The sequence below is a fragment of the Pseudomonas putida genome, assembly GCF_028682395.1.
GTDB classification, from domain to species: Bacteria; Pseudomonadota; Gammaproteobacteria; order Pseudomonadales; family Pseudomonadaceae; genus Aquipseudomonas; species Aquipseudomonas putida_AB.
The window spans coordinates 322,014-336,468 of the sequence record NZ_JANHLC010000003.1 but is presented as its reverse complement, the minus strand read 5'-3'; the positions used below and the strand labels follow the sequence as shown (position 1 = coordinate 336,468).

The 14,455-nt window shown below is 64.0% G+C and carries 16 protein-coding genes; 9 read left to right on the top strand and 7 right to left on the bottom strand.

From position 1 onward, the window contains the following. The first annotated feature begins 164 nt into the window (after positions 1-164). The 6 genes from NPS46_RS09805 (at position 165) to NPS46_RS09780 (ending at position 5,488) form a co-directional block, all read left to right on the top strand. Positions 165-719: a YecA family protein gene (locus NPS46_RS09805; RefSeq protein ID WP_274106597.1), complete on the top strand. Its 555-nt coding sequence runs from the start codon at positions 165-167 to the stop codon at positions 717-719. Positions 720-743: 24 nt separating this feature from the next. Further along, the gene (pepP, locus tag NPS46_RS09800; protein ID WP_274106595.1) at positions 744-2,078 is read left to right on the top strand and encodes a Xaa-Pro aminopeptidase; all 1,335 of its coding nucleotides are present in this window, start codon (positions 744-746) and stop codon (positions 2,076-2,078) included. Further along, positions 2,075-3,262, top strand: coding sequence for a 2-octaprenyl-6-methoxyphenyl hydroxylase (ubiH, locus tag NPS46_RS09795; RefSeq protein WP_274106593.1), 1,188 nt, complete (start codon positions 2,075-2,077; stop codon positions 3,260-3,262). The genes pepP and ubiH overlap by 4 nt, the downstream gene beginning before the upstream one ends. After that, the gene (locus NPS46_RS09790) at positions 3,255-3,740 is read left to right on the top strand and encodes a DUF4442 domain-containing protein (protein WP_274106591.1); all 486 of its coding nucleotides are present in this window, start codon (positions 3,255-3,257) and stop codon (positions 3,738-3,740) included. The genes ubiH and NPS46_RS09790 overlap by 8 nt, the downstream gene beginning before the upstream one ends. Positions 3,741-3,749: 9 nt before the next feature. Continuing rightward, positions 3,750-4,967 (top strand): 2-octaprenyl-3-methyl-6-methoxy-1,4-benzoquinol hydroxylase, encoded by a 1,218-nt coding sequence (locus NPS46_RS09785; RefSeq protein ID WP_274107112.1) that lies wholly within the window; start codon positions 3,750-3,752, stop codon positions 4,965-4,967. Positions 4,968-5,059: 92 nt separating this feature from the next. Then, positions 5,060-5,488: an acyl-CoA thioesterase gene (locus tag NPS46_RS09780; protein ID WP_274106589.1), complete on the top strand. Its 429-nt coding sequence runs from the start codon at positions 5,060-5,062 to the stop codon at positions 5,486-5,488. A gap of 27 nt (positions 5,489-5,515) precedes the next feature. On the opposite strand, the gene NPS46_RS09775 is transcribed toward NPS46_RS09780, so the two are convergent. The 4 genes from NPS46_RS09775 to NPS46_RS09760 all read right to left on the bottom strand — a co-directional run bounded on the left by NPS46_RS09775 (position 5,516) and on the right by NPS46_RS09760 (position 10,507). Next, the gene (locus NPS46_RS09775; protein ID WP_274106587.1) at positions 5,516-5,983 is read right to left on the bottom strand and encodes a YMGG-like glycine zipper-containing protein; all 468 of its coding nucleotides are present in this window, start codon (positions 5,981-5,983) and stop codon (positions 5,516-5,518) included. 357 nt (positions 5,984-6,340) lie between these two features. Beyond that, positions 6,341-8,689, bottom strand: a complete 2,349-nt coding sequence (locus NPS46_RS09770; RefSeq protein WP_274106585.1) for an FdhF/YdeP family oxidoreductase — start codon at positions 8,687-8,689, stop codon at positions 6,341-6,343. Then, entirely contained in the window at positions 8,686-9,525 is an 840-nt protein-coding gene (fdhD, locus tag NPS46_RS09765) for a formate dehydrogenase accessory sulfurtransferase FdhD (protein ID WP_274106583.1), read from the bottom strand. Before fdhD ends, NPS46_RS09770 begins: the two co-directional genes overlap by 4 nt. Positions 9,526-9,619: 94 nt before the next feature. Further along, the gene (locus tag NPS46_RS09760; protein ID WP_274106581.1) at positions 9,620-10,507 is read right to left on the bottom strand and encodes a LysR family transcriptional regulator; all 888 of its coding nucleotides are present in this window, start codon (positions 10,505-10,507) and stop codon (positions 9,620-9,622) included. A 136-nt stretch (positions 10,508-10,643) separates the two neighbouring features. Between NPS46_RS09760 and lysM the strand changes: the two genes are divergently transcribed. Then, positions 10,644-11,084, top strand: coding sequence for a peptidoglycan-binding protein LysM (lysM, locus tag NPS46_RS09755; RefSeq protein WP_274106580.1), 441 nt, complete (start codon positions 10,644-10,646; stop codon positions 11,082-11,084). A 58-nt stretch (positions 11,085-11,142) separates the two neighbouring features. Here lysM and NPS46_RS09750 read toward each other — a convergent pair whose 3' ends face one another. Both NPS46_RS09750 and yrfG read right to left on the bottom strand, forming a co-directional pair. Further along, positions 11,143-11,448, bottom strand: coding sequence for a hypothetical protein (locus NPS46_RS09750; protein ID WP_274106579.1), 306 nt, complete (start codon positions 11,446-11,448; stop codon positions 11,143-11,145). Positions 11,449-11,833: 385 nt separating this feature from the next. Then, the gene (yrfG, locus tag NPS46_RS09745; protein ID WP_274106578.1) at positions 11,834-12,496 is read right to left on the bottom strand and encodes a GMP/IMP nucleotidase; all 663 of its coding nucleotides are present in this window, start codon (positions 12,494-12,496) and stop codon (positions 11,834-11,836) included. 90 nt (positions 12,497-12,586) lie between these two features. Between yrfG and nudE the strand changes: the two genes are divergently transcribed. Together nudE and cysQ are read left to right on the top strand one after the other, a co-directional pair. Continuing rightward, complete coding sequence (gene nudE / locus NPS46_RS09740; protein ID WP_274106577.1) at positions 12,587-13,153, top strand: ADP compounds hydrolase NudE; 567 nt, start codon at positions 12,587-12,589, stop codon at positions 13,151-13,153. After that, a complete protein-coding gene (gene cysQ, locus NPS46_RS09735) occupies positions 13,150-13,965 on the top strand; it encodes a 3'(2'),5'-bisphosphate nucleotidase CysQ (protein ID WP_425312720.1) in 816 nt (271 codons plus the stop codon). The genes nudE and cysQ overlap by 4 nt, the downstream gene beginning before the upstream one ends. A 27-nt stretch (positions 13,966-13,992) precedes the next feature. Here the strand turns inward: cysQ and NPS46_RS09730 are convergent, their stop codons facing one another. After that, a complete protein-coding gene (locus tag NPS46_RS09730) occupies positions 13,993-14,448 on the bottom strand; it encodes a YiiD C-terminal domain-containing protein (protein WP_274106575.1) in 456 nt (151 codons plus the stop codon). Between the last annotated feature and the right edge of the window lie 7 nt (positions 14,449-14,455).

The window sequence follows — 14,455 nt, the reverse complement described above, 5'->3', positions numbered from 1 at the left end:
ATGGCTGGCAACGGCCAGGCGAGTCGACGGCCGGCATAGCTGGCGCGTCTGTCGATGATTGTGGTGCACGGGGCGGGCAACGCAGCACTGGCAATGCGCGAGCACACGCCCTACGATACAAGCCCTTCATTCTAGACATAGCGCCGCCTGGCGCCTAGCTGCCCATGCCCACTCAGAATTCCCCGTACAACGCTTTCGCCACCCTGCTGACTTCCAGCGGCCATCCCGTCTCTCCTGCCGAGCTGCACGGCCTGTTGCTGGGTCGCAGTTGTGGCGGTGCCGGTTTCGATCACGACAGCTGGCTGGTCGATGCCGCCGAGCTGCTCGAAGGCGAGCCCCAGGACAATGTGCGCAATGCGCTGATCGGCCTGCAGGAAATGGTCAAGGGTGAGTTGACCGGTGACGACATCACCGTCGTGCTGCTCCTGCCGACCGATGACGCGCCGCTGGCCGAACGTGCCGCCGCCCTGGGCCAGTGGTGCCAAGGCTTCCTGGCCGGCTTCGGGCTGACCTACCGCGCCAACGCCCTGAGCGGCGAAGCCACCGAGGTCCTGCAGGACCTGGCGGCCATTGCCCAGGTCCAGGATGCCCTCGAAGAGTCCGACGACGGCGAAAGCGACTATATGGAAGTCATGGAGTACCTGCGCGTCGCGCCGTTGCTGCTGTTCACCGAAGTCAACAAAGCGACTGCCGCTGCGCCCAAGCCTTCGTTGCACTGATTGTCCCCAGGGAGCCATCTGCCCATGATCCATATCCCCAAAACGGAGTACGCCCGCCGTCGCAAGGCGCTGATGGCGCAGATGGAGCCCAACAGCATCGCGATCCTGCCGGCCGCCGCCGTGGCGATCCGCAATCGCGATGTCGAGCATGTCTACCGACAGGACAGCGACTTCCAGTACCTCAGCGGTTTCCCCGAGCCCCAGGCCGTGATCGTGTTGTTACCCGGCCGGGCCCATGGCGAGTACGTGCTGTTCTGTCGCGAGCGCAATGCCGAGCGCGAACTCTGGGACGGCCTGCGCGCCGGCCAGGAAGGTGCGATCCGTGATTTCGGCGCCGACGATGCCTTCCCCATCAATGACATCGACGACATCCTGCCCGGCCTTATTGAAGGTCGTGACCGGGTTTACTCGGCCATGGGCAGTAATGCCGAGTTCGATCGCCACCTGATGGAATGGATCAATGTGATCCGCTCCAAGGCCCATCTGGGCGCGCAACCGCCGAACGAATTCGTTGCCCTGGATCATCTGCTTCACGATATGCGCCTGTATAAATCGGCGGCAGAAGTGAAGGTGATGCGCGAGGCGGCACGGATTTCCTGCCAGGCCCATATCCGGGCCATGCAGGCCAGCCGCGTCGGGTTGTACGAGTACAGCCTGGAAGCCGAGCTCGACTACGAGTTTCGCAAGGGCGGGGCCAAGATGCCGGCCTACGGTTCCATCGTGGCGGCCGGGCGCAATGGTTGCATTCTGCATTACCAGCAGAATGACGCGCCGCTCAAGGATGGCGATCTGGTGTTGATCGATGCCGGTTGCGAGATCGACTGCTATGCCAGCGACATCACCCGCACCTGGCCGGTCAATGGCCGTTTCAGCCCGGAGCAGAAGGCGATCTATGAACTGGTGCTGGCGTCCCAGGTGGCGGCCTTTGCCGAGATTGCCCCGAACAAGCACTGGAACCAGGCCCACGAAGCCACGGTGCGCGTGATCACCACCGGGCTGGTGGCGCTGGGCTTGTTGCAGGGCGAGGTCGACGAACTGATCGCCAGCGAGGCCTACAAGGCGTTTTACATGCACCGTGCCGGTCACTGGCTGGGCATGGATGTACACGATGTCGGCGAGTACAAGGTCGGCGGCGAGTGGCGGGTGCTGGAAGTCGGCATGGCGCTGACGGTGGAGCCGGGGATCTACATTGCTCCGGACAATCTCAACGTGGCGAAGAAATGGCGCGGGATTGGCGTGCGCATTGAGGACGACGTGGTAGTGACCAAAAACGGTTGTGAAATCCTGACCCTTGGCGCCCCCAAGTCGGTCGCCGAGATCGAAGCCCTGATGGCCGCGGCACAGGTCCACGCGGCATGAGCCGGGTCAACCTGGCGATTATCGGTGGCGGCCTGGTCGGCGCCAGCCTGGCCCTGGCCCTGCAGGCGGGGGCCAAGGCGCGCGGCTGGAAGATCGTGCTGATCGAGCCCTTCGCGCCCGGCAACAGCTACCAGCCCAGCTACGACGCCCGCTCTTCGGCGCTGTCCTACGGGGCGCGGCAGATCTACGAGCGCCTCGGCCTGTGGCAGGCCATCGCCCAGCGCGCCGAACCGATCAAACAGATCCATGTGTCCGACCGCGGCCGTTTCTCCACGGCGCGTTTGTCGGCCATGGAAGAAGGCGTGCCGGCCCTCGGCTACGTGGTGGAGAACGCCTGGCTGGGTCAGTGCCTCTGGCAGGGACTGGACGCGGAGGTCATCAGTTGGCGCTGCCCGGCCGAAGTCAGCCACATGCAGCCGCTCGAAGACGGCTACCGCCTGACACTCGACGACGAAACCACGCTGGACTGCGACCTGGCGGTACTGGCCGATGGTGGTCGCTCCGGATTGCGCGAGCAGTTGGGCATCGGCGTGCGCCAGCGGCCGTATAACCAGAGCGCGCTGATCGCCAATATCACCCCGAGCGAAGCCCATGACGGCATGGCGTTCGAGCGCTTTACCGATGAAGGCCCCATGGCCCTGCTGCCACTGGCGGACAACCGCTGTGCGCTGGTCTGGACCCGGTTGGGGATGGACGCCCAGCGCCTGGCCGCGCTCGATGAACGCAGTTTCCTCAGCGAGCTGCAGGGGGTATTCGGCTATCGCCTCGGCACCCTGCGCCAGGTCGGTGCCCGGCACTTGTATCCGCTGACCCTGGTGGAGGCCGAAGAGCAGGTCCGCCCCCATCTGGCCGTACTCGGCAATGCTGCCCATAGCCTGCATCCGATTGCCGGCCAGGGCTTCAACCTGTCCCTGCGCGATGCCCAGGCCTTGGCCGAGGCGTTGTTGGGCAGCGCCGCGCCGCTGGGCGACTTCGCCACGTTGCAGGCCTACCAGGCGCGCCAGCAAATGGATCAGAAGCTCACGGTCGGCTTTTCCGACCAGGTCACTCGACTGTTCGGCAATGCCCAGCCGCTGGTGGCCCTGGGGCGCAATATCGGCCTGCTCGGCCTCGATCTGTTACCACCGGCCAAGCGCTGGTTTGCTCGCCAGGCCATGGGCCTGGGGACGCGTCCCGATGCTTGAGTGGTTCAACCGGACGTTCGGCAAGGCCCGCCTGCTGCGCTGGGTACTCAACTGCTACCCGCCATACCTGGGCGCTGGCGTGCGCATTCAGTCGATCAGTGCGGACTTCTGCCAGGCTCGCGTGCGCATGGGCCTGGGCTGGTACAACCGCAATTACGTCGGCACCCAGTTTGGCGGCAGCCTGTACTCGATGGTCGACCCGTTCTTCATGCTGATGCTGATGGAGAATCTGGGGCGCGACTACACCGTCTGGGACAAGGCGGCGAATATCGACTTTATCGCCCCGGGCAAAGGCCCGGTGTTCGCCGAGTTCAGCATCGACCAGACGCTGCTCGACGAGGTTCGCCAGCGCACTGCCAGCGGCGAGAAATACCTGCCGGTGCTGACGGTGGATATCCATGACGGCCAGGGCACGCTGATTGCCCGGGTCGAGAAAACCCTTTACGTGCGGCGCAAGCCGCCAGCGAGACAGGCCTAGAACATGGAAATGCGCGCGGATGTGCTGATTGTCGGAGCCGGTATGGTCGGAAGCGCCCTGGCCCTGGCCTTGCGTGACAGCGGCCTGCAAGTGCTGCTGCTCGATGGCGGGCCGTTGAGCGTCAAGCCCTTCGACCCCGATTTGGCCTTTGAGCCACGGGTCAGTGCATTGTCGGCGGCCAGCCAGCGCATCCTTGACCGCCTGGGGGCCTGGGATGGCATCGTTGCACGCCGCGCCAGCCCTTATGCCGACATGCGGGTCTGGGACGGCAGTGGCACCGGGCAGATCCACTTCTCGGCCGCCAGCGTGCATGCCGAGGCGCTCGGGCACATCGTCGAGAATCGGGTGGTCCAGGATGCCCTGCTCGAACGCCTGCACGATTGCGACATGGGCCTGCTGGCCAATGCCCGGCTGGAACAGATGCGTCGCTCCGGCGATGAATGGTTGCTGACCCTGGCCGATGGCCGGGCCCTGCGCGCGCCCCTGGTGATTGCCGCCGACGGCGCCCATTCGGCCGTACGACGCCTGACCGGTACGCCGACCCGCGAATGGGATTATCTGCACCACGCCATCGTCACCAGCGTGCAATGCTCACAGCCGCACAAACTGACAGCCTGGCAGCGCTTCACCGATGACGGCCCGCTGGCGTTTTTGCCGCTGGCGCGCGATGGCGGCCAGGCGTGGTGTTCGATTGTCTGGTCGACCACCCCCGAACAGGCCGAGCGCTTGATGGACCTGGATGACGCGACTTTCTGCGCCGAGCTGGAAAGGGCCTTCGAAGGCCGGCTGGGCCAGGTGCTCAGTGCCGACCCACGGTTATGTGTGCCGCTGCGCCAGCGGCACGCCAAGCGCTATGTGGCCGAAGGTCTGGCCCTGATTGGTGATGCGGCCCACACCATCCATCCGCTGGCCGGGCAGGGCGTCAACCTCGGTTTCCTCGATGCGGCGGTGCTGGCTGAAGTGCTGCTGCATGCCCATGAGCGGGGTGAGCGCCTGGCGGATCTGCGGGTGCTGAGCCGTTTTGAACGTCGACGCATGCCCCATAACCTGGCGCTGATGGCCGCGATGGAAGGCTTCGAGCGCCTGTTCCAGGCCGATCCGCTGCCGTTGCGCTGGTTGCGCAATAGCGGTTTGAAACTGGTCGATCGCCTGCCTGAGGCCAAGGCCCTGTTTGTGCGCCAGGCCCTGGGCCTGAGCGGCGACCTGCCGGAGCTGGCTCGCGCCTGATCCGGCCTGGCTGTAGCCCGCTGCCGCGAGGCAGCGTCCGGCGGCGCAGCTGTCGTGCCTTTTCTGGTCGTTTACTTGCGAGATTTGCCCTCATGCCCGATTCCTTGCCGCAGCGCGCCGACTACCGTCACTTCCAGCCGATCACCACGCGCTGGCACGACAACGATGTCTATGGCCATGTGAACAATGTCACCTACTACGGCTTTTTCGACACGGCGGTGAATACCTACCTGATCGAACGCGGCGCGCTGGATATTCATGAGGGCGAGGTCGTGGGCTTCGTGGTCAGTTCAGCTTGCGACTACTTTGCCTCGGTCGCCTTTCCCGAATGTATCGAAGTCGGCCTGCGGGTCGGCAAGCTGGGCAACAGTTCGGTGCAGTACGAGTTGGCGGTATTCAAGGCGGGGGAGGCGGAGGCCTGTGCGGCGGGGCGTTTCGTGCATGTTTTTGTCGAGCGCGCTTCGAATCGGCCGGTGGATATTCCACCCGCGTTGCGCGAGGCGCTTCAGGCATTGAGCTGAAGCGCGCCTCGCGCTAGCGCCGGGATATCAGTGGCGCTTGTGCTTGCGGTGGCCGTAGGCGTGGCCACGGCCACGGCGGTCGTCACGGTAGTAGCGACGGTTGTCGCGGTCACGGTAGTGACGGTCTTCGGCGTCGCTCTTGTTGCCCATGTAGTTGCCCAGCGCACCACCGGCGCCACCGCCGGCGGCGGCACCGATCAGGCTGCCGGTACTGCCGCCCATGCTGCGTCCGACCACGTTGCCGCCAGCAGCGCCCAGTGCCCCGCCAATGGCGGCTTCGCCACGGCTGCGTTTGTCCGCGCCGACGGCGCTACCTGCTGCGCCGCCCAGGCCGGCGCCGATGGCCGAGCCGGTGGAACCGCCGATCTGCTGGCCGACGACCGAGCCGAGCACCCCGCCCAATGCGCCGCCTACACCGGCTTCGGTGGTACCGCCGGCCGAAGCAACGCCACTGGCCAGGGTGAGGGACAACAAGAGAATCGAGGAGAACTTCATAGGGGAGCCTCTAAGGGATGACGGCGCGATCCTGAGGCGAGAGGAAGATTGTGACAATCGAATTCCGACGAGTAGCACGACTTGTACACAATTTACTAAGTTATTGTTTTTACTAGGGAACTTAGTTGGTTTTGGCGGGTCGTAAAGCACTTGAATCCAAGCATTCGCATGGCTCTTATCGCTTTAAGCGGCAGTGCTTTTCATCTCACTGCAGCGCTTCTGTCGCTTTACATCGCTGACGGCCGCCCAGCCACTTCCGACTGTCTTTGACCAGCGTCCGACCCTCCCGCTCGCTGTGCTGGACGCCGTGCAGCAACAGGCTGATCATCGGCCAGCCGTTACGCACTTTGCTGTCGATCAGCTCGCCTTTGTCAGGATCAGCCCAGTCTCGCTGGACGCTTCCAGGCGGATCGCGACAAATTTCGAGGTCGGCGTGGAGCTGCCGTCGCCCACGCTCTCCAGTGGCACCAGCGGGTTTACTTCAGGGTAATAAGCCGCCGCCTGGCCTGCCGGAATATCGAACGCCAGCAGGGTAAAACCCTTGACCCGACGTTCGCGGCCATCTTCCCAGAGCGAGACGATATCGGCCTTCTGCCCCGGCTTGAAGCCCAGGCGGATGATGTCCGCTTCATTGACGAACAGCACGTTGCGCTGGCCCTTGACCCCACGGTAGCGGTCGTCGAGTCCATAGATGGTGGTGTTGTACTGATCGTGGGAACGCATGGATTGCAGGATCAGGTCCGGCGTCTTGCCGGTGGCGTGGGTGCGTTCGTGGATCAGGTCATCGGGCAGGCGATTGGCGCGCAGATTGGCTCGTGTCGACGGCGTGTTCCAGCGCCGCTCGCCCGCGCTATTGCCCAGGTAGAAACCGCCCGGATGTTCGAGACGCTGGTTGAAGTCCTTGAAGCCGGGAATGGTGTCGGCAATCAGGTTGCGAATCCGTCCGTAGTCGGCTGCCAGCCAGTTCCAGTCCACCGGTTGCGCGCCCAGGGTGGCCGCGGCAATGCCGGCGATGATCGCAGGTTCCGAGCGCATCTGGTTCGACAACGGCTGTAACTGGCCATTGGAGGCATGGACCATGCTGAACGAATCTTCCACGGTCACGGCCTGCGGGCCCTCGGCTTGGCGGTCGATATCGGTACGACCCAGGCACGGCAGGATCAGCGCTTCCTTGCCATGGGCCAGGTGGCTGCGATTGAGCTTGGTGCTGATCTGCACCGTCAGGTCGCAGTTGCTCAGGGCCTGGAAGGTTCGCGGGCTGTCCGGGGTCGCCTGGGCAAAGTTGCCGCCCAGGCCGATAAAGACCCTGGCCCGGCCATCGAGCATGGCGTGGATGGCCTCGACCACGTTGTGCCCGTTCTCACGCGGCACCTTGAACTGGAAACGTCGCTCCAGGGCATCGAGAAACGCCACCGGTGGGCGTTCGTTGATGCCCATGGTGCGGTCGCCCTGCACGTTGCTGTGGCCACGTACCGGGCACAGGCCGGCGCCGGGACGGCCGATATTGCCGCGCAGCAGCATCAGGTTGGCGATTTCCTGGATGGTCGGCACCGAGTGGCGGTGCTGGGTGATGCCCATGGCCCAGCACATGATCACGCTCTTGCCCTTGAGGTACATGCGTGCGGCTTGTTCGATCTCGACCAGGGGCAGCCCCGATTGCGCGACGATCTGCTCCCACGGTGTCGCATCGACGACCGCCAGGTACTCCAGCACATTGGCCGTGTGCTCATTGAGGAAATCATGGTCGAACACGGCCGGCGCCCCGGCGCGCTGGGCTTCGCGTTCCCACTCCAGCAGGAACTTGGCCATGCCGCGCAGCAGCGCCATATCGCCGCCCAGGCCCGGGCGGAAATATGCGGTGTTGGTTGGTCGATCGCCATTGGTGAGCATTTCCAGCGGATGCTGCGGGTGCTGGAAACGTTCCAGGCCGCGCTCCTTGAGCGGGTTGACGCAGATCACCTGGGCGCCGCGTTTCACCGCTTCGCGCAGGGGCTCGAGCATGCGCGGGTGGTTGGTGCCGGGGTTCTGGCCGAGGACGAAAATCGTGTCGGCGTGCTCGAAATCATCGAAGGTTACCGTGCCCTTGCCCACCCCGATGCTTTGCGCCAGGGCGACGCCGCTGGCCTCGTGGCACATGTTCGAACAGTCGGGAAAGTTGTTGGTGCCAAAAGCGCGGACAAACAATTGATAGAGGTAGGCCGCTTCGTTACTGGCCCTGCCCGAGGTATAGAACTCGGCCTGGCTGGGGCTGGCCAGGTTGAGCAGGTGCTTGGCGATCAGGGCGAAGGCCGCGTCCCAACCGATGGGCACATAGCGATCGGTCGCCGGGTCATAGCGCATCGGCTCGGTCAGCCGGCCCTGGTATTCGAGCCAGTAGTCGCTTTGTTCGAGCAGGGCACTGACGCTGTGCTTGGCGAAGAAGGCGGCGTCGACGCGGCGCTTGGTGGCTTCCCAGTTGACTGCCTTGGCGCCGTTTTCGCAGAACTTGACCAGGCCGCTTTCCGGCGAATCGCCCCAGGCGCAGCCCGGGCAGTCGAAGCCGCCGTTCTGGTTGGTCTTGAGCATCATGCGCAGGTTCTTCAGCGCGTTGTCGCTGGTTAACCAGGCCTGCGCCACGCTGATCAGCGCGCCCCAGCCACCGGCCGGGCCCTTGTAGGGTTTGTAGCGCGGGGCCGGGGTTTGGTCGGCTTGGTGGTGAATGCTCATGCTGGCTTCTCCATCGCGGGGCTGTAGACCCGCGGTGCGCTGTGCTGCGGCAGGTGGATCAGGTTGAGGTTGTGCCGGCGGGCCCATTGCAGGGCCAGGCCGGTGGGCGAAGACAGGCTGACCAGGGTCTGGATCCCGGCGCGCAGGGCTTTCTGGATCAACTCCAGGCTGCAGCGGCTGGTGACAATGGCCAGGCCGCCGGCCGTGGCGATGTTCTGGCGGATCAGCGCGCCGATCAGTTTGTCCAGGGCGTTGTGCCGGCCGATATCTTCGCGGCCCAGCAGCAACTCGCCCTGGGCATCCATGAAGATTGCCGCGTGTACCGCCCCGCAGTGCTGGCCCAGGGGCTGGAAGGCGCCGATGCGCTGGCGCAGGCCTCCGAGCCAGGCCGCCGGTGGCAGCGGGGCGCCGGGCAGTGAGGTGAGTTCAGGCAGGGCCTGTTCAATCGCTTCCACGCCGCACAGGCCGCAGCCTGTGGTACCGGCCATCTGCCGCCGCTGTTGCTTGAGGTTCCAGAACGCCCGGCTGGCGATCTGTACCTGGGCCTGTTGCGCCGAACCGCAGCCGCTCAATTGAATGTCATAGATTTCGGCGGCGTCCTGAATGATGCCGCTGCCGAGGCTGAAGCCGACGATAAAGTCTTCCAGGTCGGTGGGGCTGACGAGCATCACGGCCTGGCTGATGCCGTTGTAGGCAATGGCCAGGGCGACTTCGTCGGCCAGGACGTTTTCGGTCGAGGCGTTCAGGTCGAGGTCGGTGTAGCAATAGGCCTGGCAGGCAGCGGGCGCGGGTGAATCCAGGGCGGGCGCCGCGCGGGCAGGGCGCTTGGCGTTCATGGGGCAATACCGGTGGGATATCCAGTGGTAAGCCTAGGCGCGGCAAAGTGTCGCGTCTAATTGCTAGCGCTTATCTATTGATAGATGGGCTCGATCAAAGTGTTTCTGGCGATTTCTGATACAGCGCGAAGCAGGCCTCCGCCAGGGCCGAACGCGGGGCGCCACGACGCATGATCAGGCCCAGCTGCGCCAGGGTGCGGGCGTCGGCGATGGGTTGCAGGCGCAGATCGTCGGTCAGGGCTTCGAGGCCACCCTCCAGGGGCATCACCGCGCAGCACAGGCCGCCGTGCACGGCCTGGAGCAACTGATGGACGGCATCGGTCTGCAGCAGCGGTTGGGGGTTGAGGCCGCGGCTGTGGAAGTTGTGGTCGATGGATTGGCGAAAGTGCATGCTGCCACTGAGCAGGCCCAGCGGCAGCTCGATCAGGGCCTCCCAGCTCAGCGGCTGGTCGCCGAAGCTGAAGAAACGCTGGTCGTAGAGCAGGCCCATGCGGGTTTCTTCCAGGGCCAGGGAGTCGAAGCGTTCGCCGTCGAGTCGCTCCAGATAGGACACGCCCAGGTCCAGGCGATTACTCGCCAGTTGTTCGAGGATCTGTTCGGAACTGAGTGCCGACAACTCAAAACGCAGGTTCGGATGCTGTTGGTGCAGTTTATGAAGCAGGGGCAGCGGGTCGAAACTCGACAGCGGCACGACGCCCAGGCGCAGGGTACCGACCAGGTGGCCGCGACAGGCCGCGGCCTCGGCCTGCAAGCCGTCATAGGCGGCCAGCACCGTGCGTGCCCAGGCCAGCACGCGCTCGCCGGGGGCGGTAAAGCCCTCGAAGCGCTGGCCGCGATTGACCAGTTGCAGGTCGAGTTCTTCTTCCAGATTACGCAGGCGCATGGACAGCGTCGGCTGGGTGATATGGCAGCGCGTGGCGGCCTGGCCGAAATGCCGGGTCTCGTCGAGGGCGATAAGGAATTTCAGCTGTTTGATGTCCATGGTCACTCCAGGCGCTATCCAGCCGGGGATTCTAGCGCGGTTGGGCTACGCTGGGTCGAGGCCGGACGGAACCACGCCGGTTTCGACCGGTCTAGTTTCTGGCGTTTGGCCATTAACCCCCACAGGAGAAGTACCCATGAGTATTTTCAGTTTCGTGAAGGAAGCGGGTGAAAAGCTGATCGATCTGCTGACGCCCGGCAATGCCAATGCCAGCGAGCAGCTCAAGGAACATATCGCCAAGGTCGGCCTGGGCAACCCCAATGTGCAGGCCACGGTGGACGGCGACAAGGTCACGGTAAAAGGTGAAGTTGCCAGCCAGGAAGAGAAGGAAAAGATTCTGCTGGCCGTGGGCAATATTGCCGGCGTGGGCAGTGTTGATGACCAGATCACCGTCAGTGGCCCGGTCATTGCCATTGCGCGGTTTGTCACTGTAAAAAGCGGCGACACCCTGAGCGCGATTGCCAAGATCGAATATGGCAATGCCAACCTGTACAACAAGATTTTCGAAGCGAACAAACCGCTGCTGTCGCACCCGGACAAGATCTATCCGGGCCAGGTGCTGCGTATTCCTGAGTAAGGGCGACCCGATCTTGTGCGCGATGCGGTCCGTTAAACGGACCGCATCCCTCTCGCGCCTAGCGCGGCGGGCTGATGTCGCTGGGCTGACGTAACGCCGCTACCACCGCCAGGCCCATTTCCACGTTGTGGACCAGGGCGCCAATCAAGCCGGGCTCTACGCCACTGCCCTGTTCGGTGACTTCGTCACAGATTTCCTGGGCGGATTTCAGTAATTGCCATAAATGATCGAGCGCAATCTCGGCGGCAGTACCCGGCTGCACGGCAAACAGTGAATCAGGCGCGACAACGATGGCCTGGGTGGTGCGGTCGGCGAGGGGGCTGGGTAAGGGGGACTGAGGGGGATCGGGGACAAGCTTTTTCATGTGTATCTCCTAGCCATTTAAGGAGCTACCACCTATCGCTACCAAACGATTCAGGGTGGCGGCTATACGCAGGTTGGTAGACCGGTGACTAGGAGAACCGGCGCACCCGAAGATGCCCTGCGCACAGCCGCCATTAAGCTGAGGCCATAAAAAAGCGCCTTGCTGAAGCGGGCGCTTTGAGCCTAGTCATGCAACGGGCTACCAAACCCGATCACTGGATTGCCAGTGACGGGAGTGAGGCTAGTCAGCTGCTTCTGCTGGCGCAAGCGATCAGGATATTCTAGGAAGATTCGGACGATGGAAAGGAAATCATCGTGTATTAGCTTGTTTCTGTGGTTGAGGGGAAGCCGGTTGGAAAGGCTCGCGAGCGAGCCTCGGAGATCGGCTACAAGCCTTCGATCAACGCTCGATAATCCTCCAGCGCTGCAAACTCTTCGGTGTCCTTGGGGCCCTTGCGGCTATCGGGTTGGCGCACGGCCAGCAGATGGCCGATGCCAAAATCCCGGGCGCTGCGCAGGATCGGCAGGGTATCGTCGATAAACAGGCTGCGCGCCGGGTCAAAGCCGATATCGGTCTGCAAGGCGTCCCAGAACTGTGGGCTTTCCTTGGGGAAACCATAGTCGTGGGAGCTGATCAGCCGCTCGAAGTACGGCGCCAGTTCGATGCGCTCCAGTTTCAGCGACAGCGAGTCGCGGTGCGCGTTGGTGATCAGGATCACGCGCTTGCCGGCCTGCTTGATGGCGGCCAGGAAGGTGTCGGCGTCCGGGCGCAGGGCGATCAGGTCGGCGGTTTCCAGCTTCAGTTCGCGCACCGGAATCTTCAGCTCTGCAGTCCAGAAGTCCAGGCAGTACCACTTGAGCTGGCCGGCGTTGTGCTTGAACAGCGGCTGCAGCTCCAGCTCGGCCATGGTCCGGCTGATGCCGTGCAGTTCGGCATAACGCTGGGGCAGGTGCTCCAGCCAGAAATGGTTGTCGTAGTGCAGGTCGAGCAAGGTGCCGTCCATATCCAGCAGGACGGTGTCGATATCGCGCCAGGGGAGCGAGGGCATGGTGAACTTCTCGGGCCAGTGAAAGAGATCCGACACGAACAATCGGGCCAGCCACGGTATAGTAACCCGCTATCGCCCAGGAGCCGCCCCATGCGCCAGAAACCCACCGTCCTCGCCCGCGAGATTGTCGCCAGTAGCCGTCTGTTTCGTGTCGAGCAGGTGCAGTTGCGCTTTGCCAACGGTGCCGAACGCACCTACGAGCGCTTGGTCGGTCGCGGGGCGGGTTATGGCGCGGTGATGATCGTGGCGATGCTCGATGCCGAGCACGCGGTGCTGGTCGAGGAATACTGCGGTGGCACCGATGAGTACGAGCTGTCCCTGCCCAAGGGCTTGATCGAGCCGGGCGAGGATATCCTGGCCGCCGCCGAGCGCGAGCTCAAGGAAGAGGCCGGGTATGGCGCCCGCCAGTTGGAGCACCTGACCGAGCTGTCGTTGTCGCCTGGCTATATGAGCCAGAAAATCCAGGTGGTGCTGGCCACCGAGCTCTATGAAGAAAGCCTGGAGGGCGACGAGCCGGAGCCCATGGGGGTGGACAAGGTCAATCTGCGCGAGTTGTCGGCTCTGGTGCAGAACCCGCAGTTCACCGAGGGGCGTGCGTTGGCGGCGTTGTATCTGGTGCGTGACCTGCTGACCCAGCGCGGGGTATTCCAGCCATGAGCCTGGCCCATCCGTATCTGGCACCCGTGATCGAACTGGCGCGACTGGCCGGCGCGGCGATCCTGCCGTTCTGGCGTGACAATGTGGCGGTGCAGACCAAGGCCGATGATTCGCCGGTGACGGCCGCGGACCTGGCGGCCCATCGGATTATTGCCGATGGCCTGGTGGCGCTGGACCCGAGTATCCCGGTGTTGTCCGAGGAAGATGCCGACATTCCGCTGGCGGAGCGTGCCCAGTGGCAGCGCTGGTGGCTGGTGGATCCGCTGGACGGGACCAAGGAGTTCATTGCCGGCAGTGAAGAGTTTACCGTCAATATCGCGCTGATCGAGCAAGGCCGCGTGGTGTTTGGCGTGGTGGCGATGCCGACCAATGGCCGCTGCTACTTCGGCGGGGCCGGCCTGGGTGCCTGGCGTGCTGAAGGTCAGGCAGAGGCGCAGCCGATCCGGGTACGAAACGAGCCGCCTGCGGGTGCGGCGTTGACCGTGGTCGCCAGCCGTCGCCATTCCAGTCCCGAACAGGAGCGTTTGCTGGCCGGGTTGGGTGATGTGGCGCTGGCCAATATCGGCAGCTCGCTGAAATTCTGTTTATTGGCTGAAGGGGCTGCCGATTGCTATCCGCGTCTGGCGCCGACTTCGCAATGGGATACGGCGGCGGCCCAGGGCGTGCTCGAAGGCGCAGGAGGCGAGGTGCTGGAGTTGAGCGGTGTGCCGTTTAGCTACCCGGCGCGGGAATCGCTGCTCAACCCGTTCTTCCTGGCTGTGCCGGCGCAAGCGCCTTGGCGCGCCCGATTGCTGGCGCTGGCACAGGCCTGAAGTCGACCCCTAACCGCTGCGCTGGGGTTAACGGTGCAAGACGTATTGGCCGGTGAAACGCACTGCTTCTGCCTCGCTGCCACTGTTCACCACGCTCGTCTCCAGGCTTAGCCGCGCGCGACCATGGCGTTGGTAGGTGGCGAGGAATTTGTTCCAGCGCGCCGGGTCCGGCGCGCTGCAGATCGCGTCGGCTGCACCGGTCACTGGCAGTGGATAGCTGATCTGCCCTTCCTGGATCACGATATGCCCATCCTCGATCCCCGCCTTGCGCAGGCTCAGGTGCAGCCAGCCCCAGCCCGCGAGCACTGCGGCGCAGTACAGGCTGCCGCCAAACATGGTGCTCTTGTGGTTGACGTTGGCCGCCAGCGGCAGTTGCAGGCGCAGTCGCCCGCCCGCCCAGTCGAGCACCGTGAGGCCCATTTCGCGGGTCAGCGGAATATCGTGATGAAGCATGGATTCCAGGTAGCGACTGTCGCGGCTCATGCAGCTC

Excerpts from the sequence above, each read along its gene's own strand:
- NPS46_RS09780 (WP_274106589.1), top strand. The coding sequence starts at position 5,060 with ATGCCCGATTCCTTGCCGCAGCGCGCCGACTACCGTCACTTCCAGCCG.
- cysQ (WP_425312720.1), top strand. The coding sequence starts at position 13,150 with ATGAGCCTGGCCCATCCGTATCTGGCACCCGTGATCGAACTGGCGCGA.
- NPS46_RS09785 (WP_274107112.1), top strand. The coding sequence starts at position 3,750 with ATGCGCGCGGATGTGCTGATTGTCGGAGCCGGTATGGTCGGAAGCGCC.
- NPS46_RS09805 (WP_274106597.1), top strand. The coding sequence starts at position 165 with ATGCCCACTCAGAATTCCCCGTACAACGCTTTCGCCACCCTGCTGACT.
- yrfG (WP_274106578.1), bottom strand. The coding sequence starts at position 12,496 with ATGCCCTCGCTCCCCTGGCGCGATATCGACACCGTCCTGCTGGATATG.
- NPS46_RS09730 (WP_274106575.1), bottom strand. The coding sequence starts at position 14,448 with ATGAGCCGCGACAGTCGCTACCTGGAATCCATGCTTCATCACGATATT.
- ubiH (WP_274106593.1), top strand. The coding sequence starts at position 2,075 with ATGAGCCGGGTCAACCTGGCGATTATCGGTGGCGGCCTGGTCGGCGCC.
- NPS46_RS09790 (WP_274106591.1), top strand. The coding sequence starts at position 3,255 with ATGCTTGAGTGGTTCAACCGGACGTTCGGCAAGGCCCGCCTGCTGCGC.
- pepP (WP_274106595.1), top strand. The coding sequence starts at position 744 with ATGATCCATATCCCCAAAACGGAGTACGCCCGCCGTCGCAAGGCGCTG.
- nudE (WP_274106577.1), top strand. The coding sequence starts at position 12,587 with ATGCGCCAGAAACCCACCGTCCTCGCCCGCGAGATTGTCGCCAGTAGC.
- lysM (WP_274106580.1), top strand. The coding sequence starts at position 10,644 with ATGAGTATTTTCAGTTTCGTGAAGGAAGCGGGTGAAAAGCTGATCGAT.
- NPS46_RS09750 (WP_274106579.1), bottom strand. The coding sequence starts at position 11,448 with ATGAAAAAGCTTGTCCCCGATCCCCCTCAGTCCCCCTTACCCAGCCCC.
- NPS46_RS09775 (WP_274106587.1), bottom strand. The coding sequence starts at position 5,983 with ATGAAGTTCTCCTCGATTCTCTTGTTGTCCCTCACCCTGGCCAGTGGC.
- NPS46_RS09770 (WP_274106585.1), bottom strand. The coding sequence starts at position 8,689 with ATGAGCATTCACCACCAAGCCGACCAAACCCCGGCCCCGCGCTACAAA.
- fdhD (WP_274106583.1), bottom strand. The coding sequence starts at position 9,525 with ATGAACGCCAAGCGCCCTGCCCGCGCGGCGCCCGCCCTGGATTCACCC.
- NPS46_RS09760 (WP_274106581.1), bottom strand. The coding sequence starts at position 10,507 with ATGGACATCAAACAGCTGAAATTCCTTATCGCCCTCGACGAGACCCGG.